The organism is Kitasatospora sp. NPDC097691 (assembly GCF_040302665.1).
GTDB lineage: Bacteria > Actinomycetota > Actinomycetes > Streptomycetales > Streptomycetaceae > Kitasatospora.
Map to the genome: position 1 here is coordinate 1 of NZ_JBEORY010000112.1, position 6,553 is coordinate 6,553.

Annotated in this window: 7 protein-coding genes; 5 read left to right on the top strand and 2 right to left on the bottom strand. The window is 72.7% G+C overall.

Annotated elements, in window-relative coordinates:
• On the top strand, nt 1-908 hold a 908-nt coding region (locus tag ABTY56_RS38330; protein WP_350634324.1), incomplete at its 5' end, for a GNAT family N-acetyltransferase.
• A gap of 37 nt (nt 909-945) precedes the next feature.
• Here the strand turns inward: ABTY56_RS38330 and ABTY56_RS38335 are convergent.
• Nucleotides 946-1,665, bottom strand: coding sequence for a nucleotidyltransferase domain-containing protein (locus ABTY56_RS38335; RefSeq protein WP_350634325.1), 720 nt, complete (start codon nt 1,663-1,665; stop codon nt 946-948).
• A gap of 229 nt (nt 1,666-1,894) precedes the next feature.
• Between ABTY56_RS38335 and ABTY56_RS38340 the strand changes: the two genes are divergently transcribed.
• Complete coding sequence (locus ABTY56_RS38340) at nt 1,895-2,623, top strand: hypothetical protein (protein WP_350634326.1); 729 nt, start codon at nt 1,895-1,897, stop codon at nt 2,621-2,623.
• Nucleotides 2,624-2,720: 97 nt separating this feature from the next.
• On the opposite strand, the gene ABTY56_RS38345 is transcribed toward ABTY56_RS38340, so the two are convergent.
• On the bottom strand, nt 2,721-3,368 hold the full coding sequence (locus tag ABTY56_RS38345) for a TetR/AcrR family transcriptional regulator (RefSeq protein ID WP_350634327.1): 648 nt from the start codon (nt 3,366-3,368) through the stop codon (nt 2,721-2,723).
• 526 nt (nt 3,369-3,894) lie between these two features.
• Between ABTY56_RS38345 and ABTY56_RS38350 the strand changes: the two genes are divergently transcribed.
• From ABTY56_RS38350 to ABTY56_RS38360, 3 genes are all read left to right on the top strand, one after another.
• Nucleotides 3,895-4,248, top strand: a complete 354-nt coding sequence (locus ABTY56_RS38350) for a DUF6542 domain-containing protein (protein WP_350634328.1) — start codon at nt 3,895-3,897, stop codon at nt 4,246-4,248.
• The gene (locus ABTY56_RS38355; RefSeq protein ID WP_350634329.1) at nt 4,241-5,893 is read left to right on the top strand and encodes an LCP family protein; all 1,653 of its coding nucleotides are present in this window, start codon (nt 4,241-4,243) and stop codon (nt 5,891-5,893) included. The genes ABTY56_RS38350 and ABTY56_RS38355 overlap by 8 nt, the downstream gene beginning before the upstream one ends.
• Before the next feature lie 160 nt (nt 5,894-6,053).
• Nucleotides 6,054-6,434 carry a VOC family protein gene (locus ABTY56_RS38360; RefSeq protein WP_350634330.1) on the top strand — a complete coding sequence of 127 codons (381 nt, stop codon included), beginning with the start codon at nt 6,054-6,056 and terminating at the stop codon, nt 6,432-6,434.
• The last annotated feature ends 119 nt before the right edge of the window (nt 6,435-6,553 follow it).

The window sequence follows — 6,553 nt, forward strand, 5'->3', positions numbered from 1 at the left end:
ACGTCGCCAAGGCCGTGACGGACCTGCAGAAGCAGGCCGACAACGTGCAACAGGCCGCCGACAAGAACCAGCCGACGGACGGACCCGGGCCTGGGGCGGGCGCGCGGGCCGGGCCTATCCTCGACCGCGTGCCCCTCATCAGCCTGCACGACCGTGCCGCGCTCGCCGCCCGCTTCCGCACCGATCCGGCGCTGCACCTCTTCGAGCTCGGCGACCTGGACGAACCCACCTGGCACAACACCACCTGGTACACCGCCTCCGCCGAGCACGGCCCGGTCGCCCTGCTCTTCAGCGGCGGCGACACCCCGGTCCTGCTCGCCTTCGCCCGGCCCACCGCCGTCCCGCCGCTGGAGGCCCTGCTGGGCGACCTGCGGCCGTTCCTGCCCCGCCGCTTCACGGCCGGGCTGCCGGACGGCGCCGAGCGGGCCCTCGCGCCCGACTACGCGGTCGAGCGCCGGACGCCGCTGCTCCGGATGCTCCTCACGGACGGGCTGCCGGACGCCGACGTCGACCACGGCGCCGAGCCGTTGACCACGGACGACCTCCCCGCCGTACGCGCCCTGCTGGCCGAGTCCTACCCGGAGGCCTGGTTCGACCCGCGGATGCTGTCCGGGGGCGACTACGTCGGTGTCCGCCGGGACGGCCGGCTGCTGGCCGTCGCGGGAGTGCACGTCCACTCCCCCGTCCAGCGGGTCGCCGTCCTCGGCAATGTGACCACCCACCCCGACGCCCGCGGCCGCGGCCTGGCCCGGGCCTGCGTCACGGCCCTGTGCCGGCACCTGGCCGCGACCACCGACCACCTGGGCCTCAACGTCCGCACCGACAACGCCCCGGCGATCCGGCTCTACGAGCGGCTCGGCTTCACCACCGTCGCGACCTACAACGAGCTGGTGCTCGGCACCGCGTGAGCGGCCGCCGGTCACCGGCGCCTGCCGGCGGCGGGTGCTAGACGGTGCGCTCGATGGTGCCCTGCCAGGTGCGGCGGTAGCCCTCCGCGAGCGGGCCGCCGGCCAGGTCGAGGACCTGCCGGGCCGCCCGGGCGAGCGGCTGCGGGTCCCCGTCCCGGCACAGCCTCAGGTGGGCGTCGACCAGGGCCGGGCCGAGGACCGGGTCGGCCTCGCGGAGGCGGCGCGGCAGCCACTTGCCGGCGCCGGTCCAGGCCCGGCGCGCGTCGCAGAGCAAGTCGGCGGCGGCGGCCAGCACCTCGCCGCCGATCGCCAGGCGCTCCGCGCCGTCCCCGGCGTCCGTCAGATCGTCGAGGAGGTCGGTCAGGCCGTACCGCCTGGTCTCCACGGTCTCGGGGCCGAGCGCGGGCGGGCCCTGGCGCAGGTCGGCCCGGGCGCGCTCGCAGGCGCGGGCGCCGTGGCCGTCCGGGTCGGTCAGCAGGACGCCGGTGGCGTACATGCTCTGGAGGACGGCCCGGCGGGAGGCGGCGTCGACGGCGAAGAGTTCGGTGAGGCCGGTCCCGGTGTGGACGAAGAGCTCGACGACGCGGCCCTCGTGACGGACCGTCTCCCGGTACGTCTCGCCGCCGTCCGCGACCAGGAGCGCGAGGTCGAGGTCGCTGGTGGCGGTGGCGTTCCCGGTCGCCGCGGAGCCGGCCAGCAGTGCGGCGAGTGCGTCCGGGAAGCGTTCGGCCACCAGCCGACGGGCCTGATCGATCATCTGCGGAACCATGACGAACAGATTCGCACGAACATGATCGACCCCGGGCACCACCCGCGCTCCCGTCCCCTGATCACGGCTCGATATCCCTTGTCACGGACCCGCGAGAGAGTCGTCACGGACCAGTCAAGACGACGCCAAAGCGATGGCACCCCGCCCCCGCACTGCGCTATGAACGTCCTTCAGGAGGACCGCCCACCGGCGGTCCGCGATGACGGGGGAACGTCACATGAAGCCCATCCGCAGCAATCGCCGTGCGCTGGCCCTGGCCGCGCTGGCGGCGGTCGGCGCACTCACCATGACCGCCTGCAACGACGACGCGTCGTCGTCCGACACCGCGACGACCCCGCCGGCGGCACCGTCCGCGCCGGCCGCGTCGTCCGCGTCCGCCTCCGCCACCGGTGCCCCGTCGCCGAGCGGCGGCGCCATCACCCCGGCCGCCCCGACCTCCGCCCCGGCGGGCGGCGCGGCGTCCGGCTCGGCCGCCGCGCCCGCGCCGGCCGGCTCCACCCCGGCGCCCGGCACCACGGTCAAGATCGGCGACGCCGTCACGATCCCGTTCAGCTCGGGCAGCACCAAGGGCACCATCGCGCTCGCGGTCACCTCGATCGAGAAGGGCGACCCGGCCGACCTCACCTCGCTCAACCTGGGCGACAAGGCCAAGGGCCTGGTGCCGTACTACATCCACTACAAGGTCACCAACGCCGGCAGCACCGACCTGTCCTTCACCAGCGTCAACCACATGAAGGGCCTGCTGGCGGACGGCACCGAGGCGCAGGAGCTGATGATCATCGGCGCCTTCCCCAAGTGCAAGAGCGACTCGCTGCCCAAGGGCTTCACCAACGGCCAGTCGGCCACCTCCTGCGCGGTGGCGATGTCCCCGGAGGCGTCGAAGGTGGCGGGCGCCGAGTACTGGGGCGACCCGTACACCCTCGGCAAGGGCGTCAACTGGAAGTGACCGGTACGGACTCCGGGCGGGGGCGGCGGTGCGCCACCCCCGCCCGGGGGTCCGACCCCGGCCGGACCCGGTCCGCCGGGACTCGGTCCACCGGGCTTCAGACCCGGGTCGCCGGCCCGCCGTGGATCCGCAGGAAGGCGTCGACGCCGACCGTGGCGATCCGCACGACCTCCTCGTCCGCCACCGGGAGGGCGCCCCAGAAGGAGCGCTCGGCGATGCCGTGGAAGGTCAGCAGCGTGTACTGCTCGGCAGCCAGGCCGGCGTCCTCGACCACCAGCAGCCCGCGTTCCGCCAGCGCCTCGAAGTGGGCCGCGAGGTCGCGCATCGAGGCGATCGGCCCGGCCTCCAGCCAGGCCTCCAGGACGTCCACCGGGATGTTGGCCACCTCGGCGCGGATCGCCCGGCCGAGTGCCCCGTGCTCCCCGGCGGACAGCACCGCGCGCGCCCGCTCGACCGCGAAGTCGACCAGGTCCTGGCGCAGGTCGACCACCCGGTCGAGGTACTTCGCCATCAACTCCCGGATCTTCTCGGTCAGTTCCGCCGAGTTCTGCAGCGCCACCGACAGGAAGAGGGTTTCCTTGTCGGCGAAGTGGTTGTAGACCGTGCGCTTGGACACCCCGGCCTCGGCCGCGATCGCGTCCATGCTGGCCCGCACGTACCCCTCGCGCCCGAACACCACCATCGCGGCCTGCGTGATCGCCTTGCGCTTCTCCGGACGCCCCGCAACTCCACCCGTGGTCGCCACGGCCCACTCCTCATCCGTCGGCCCGGTGGCCGACCCGTCAAGAAACTACCCGGTGTAGTTTATCCGACGCGCCACGGGCCGGGCCACAAACCGAGCCACGGACCGGGCCCTGAACCGAACGCGGACCGAGCCGCGAACAGGGCTGCGGCCGATCCGGAGCACTTGCCACCGGACGCACGTCATCTATGCTGCCTACGATCTCTACACCCGTGTAGAGGCAATGCGGAAGCGTCTGCCCCGCTCACCGGCGGCCCGGCCGCGCACGGGAACCGACCGGCCGCACACGGGAACCGACCGGCCGGCGCATGCGTCCAGAATTGGCAGCGCCACGAACGGAGTTCCGGACGCCCGGAAAAGTGATCGACGACCGGCGCGGGCGCCACCGTGGCGCACGGCACACGGGAACACCGGGGGTGAATGCGTGGCGGGGCAACGAGGACGGTCATCCGACCAGGGTGCGCGGCGGCGGGCGGCGAGCAGACCCGGGGCGTCCGCGCGTCCCCTGGCGGGCGGAGCCGCCCTGCCCGTGGCCGTGGCCCTCGGACTGCCCCTGGCCGGCGCCGCGGTCGACGAGCTGTCCGGCCCCGGCATGGGCCTGGTCTTCGCGGTGAGCGCGGTACTCGGGACGGCAGCGGCTGCGGCGCTGAGCAGCCGCAACGGCTGGTGGTGGGTCCTGGCGGGCTCGCCGCTGGTCGTCCTGGGTGCGACGGCCGCCGCCGAGCTCGCGGCCCACCGGGAGAGCTACCAGGGCAAGGGCCTGGCCACCGGCGCCGCCAAGTGGGTGGTGCACGGCTTTCCCGTGATGGCCGAGGCCGCGGCGGCGGCCCTGCTGGTGATCGTGGTCCGGCTGGTCCGGGACCGGAGGAGGCACCGTGGCTGACGACGCCGAGCACACCGAGGGCACCACCGGGGCTGGGAACGGCGGGCGGGCGGCCGCCCGCCGGGGTGCCGGAGCCCGCAGGTCCTCCCCGCTGCTGGTCGCGGGCCGGGTGGTCGCCTGCACCGTCGGGCTGGCGGTGTTCGCCGCCAGCGGGGTGGTCTGGTACGAGTACAAGCAGCTCACGGACGGGATGACCACCTCCAACGTCATCGCCGACACGAAGAAGGACGCCCCCAAGCACCTGGACAACTCGGTCAACCTGCTGCTGATCGGCCTGGACAGCCGCAAGAACATGGACGGCTCGGACCTCCCGCCGCAGTTCGTCCAGGACGAACTGCACGCCGGTCACAGCTCCGACATCGGCGGCTACAACACCAACTCCCTGATCCTGCTGCACATCCCCGCGAACGGCGGCAAGGTGCAGGCGGTCTCCATACCGCGCGACGACTACGTCATGACCTACAACGCCGACGGGTCCCAGCTGGGCATGGCCAAGGTCAAGGAGGCCTACGGCGCCGCCAAGGACAAGGCGGACCCGGGCCTGCGGGCCAAGGGCCTCAAGGGCGCCGACCTGGAGAAGGCCGGCCGCGACATAGGGCGCGCGGCCACCATCCGCACCGTGCAGAAGTTCCTCGACCAGCCGATCGACCACATCGCCGAGGTCAACCTGATGGGCTTCTACGACATCGCCAAGGCGGTCGAGCCGATCCAGGTCTGCCTCACCCACGACACCAAGGACCCGGCCATGGAGGGCCAGGGCTCCGGCGCCGACTTCAAGAAGGGCATCAACACCCTCAACGCCGCCCAGGCCCTCTCCTTCGTCCGCCAGCGCCACAACCTCGACGGCCCCGACGGCAACTCCGGCGACTTCGCCCGCACCCACCGCCAGCAGGCCTTCATCTCCGCCGTCGTGCACAACCTGAAGCAGAAGGGCGTCATCGGCGACCTCGGCAAGCTGCAGCAGCTGATGGGCGTGGTGCAGAAGGACCTCGTCATCGACAACGAGTGGAACATCCTCGACTTCGCCCAACAGGCCCCGGCGCTGACTGGCGGCAACGTCGAGTTCAACACCCTGACCTTCGACGGCTTCGGCACCCGCAACGGCCAGGACGTCAACCTGGTCACCCCGTCGAAGATCCAGAAGGTGGTCAAGCAGCTGTTCGGCTACGCCGACGCCGCCGCGCCGGCCGACGCCGCGGGCGCCTCCGCCGCTCCCACCCCGGCGACCCCCACCGACACCCCTACGCCGACGCCGACCGCCGCGAAGGCCGTCACCGTGGACGTCTTCAACGCCTCGTCCGCCACCGGGGTCACCTCGACGGCCGAGTCCAAGGCCCTGGTCGCGATGGGCTTCAAGGAGGGCCGGACCGGCCCGGCGGCCACCAGGCCGAAGACCACCACCGTCACCTACGGCAAGGGCGCCAAGGACGCGGCCGACCAGATCGCCGCCCGCTACGGCGTGACCGCCACCGAGTCCGCCTCCGTCGGCGCGGACCGCGTCGTGGTGACCCTCGGCACCGGCTTCACCGGCGCCGACAAGCCCGCCGCCCCGGCCGGTGCGCCGGCCGACCCGACCGCCAACCTCCCGATGCAGGGCCCCGGGGTCGACGCCCAGTCCGACGGCGGCATCCCCTGCGTCTACTGACGCTCCCCGCACCGAACGCCTGAGGGAGGCTCCCGCCCGGGAGCCTCCCTCAGGCGTTCCGGCGGCAACCCCTGGCGCCATTCTCCGTACTATGTATAGTGTACTGCGTACGGGATAACTGGCCGGTTGTCCCGGCTGTCCGACGAGAGGGTTGTTCTCCTTGCAGATCACCAAGACCGCGGTCTCCCTGACCGTCGAGGACGTCACCGCCTCCGCCGCCTTCCTCCAGCGGCACTTCGGCTACGCCGAGGAGATGGCGGCCGACGGCTTCGTCTCGCTCGCGCACCCCGGCGGCGGGGTCAACGTCGTCTACCTGCGGCGCGGGCTGGAGGTGCTGCCCGAGGACCAGCGCCACCGGACGGCGGACGGCGTGATCCTGGCGTTCGTCGTCGAGGACATCACCGCCGAGGAACGCCGGCTGAAGGAGGAGGGGGTCGTGATCACGCTGGCACTGCGCGAGGAGCCGTGGGGCGAGAAGCTGTTCCAGGTCGCCGACCCGAACGGGGTCCTGATCGAGCTGGTGGAGTGGGTGAAGCAGTGACCGTGGAGCAGTGACCGTGAACGTCGGCGCCCCTCGTCCCGGCCGGGACGAGGGCCACCCATGAGCAACCGTGCAGGACATTCGCCTGCAACCGGCATATTTGCTCCTTAGAAAGGAGG

What these genes read in the sequence shown, in the direction of transcription:
- ABTY56_RS38335 (WP_350634325.1), bottom strand. Translation starts at nt 1,665, where the DNA reads ATGATCGATCAGGCCCGTCGGCTGGTGGCCGAACGCTTCCCGGACGCA.
- ABTY56_RS38340 (WP_350634326.1), top strand. Translation starts at nt 1,895, where the DNA reads ATGAAGCCCATCCGCAGCAATCGCCGTGCGCTGGCCCTGGCCGCGCTG.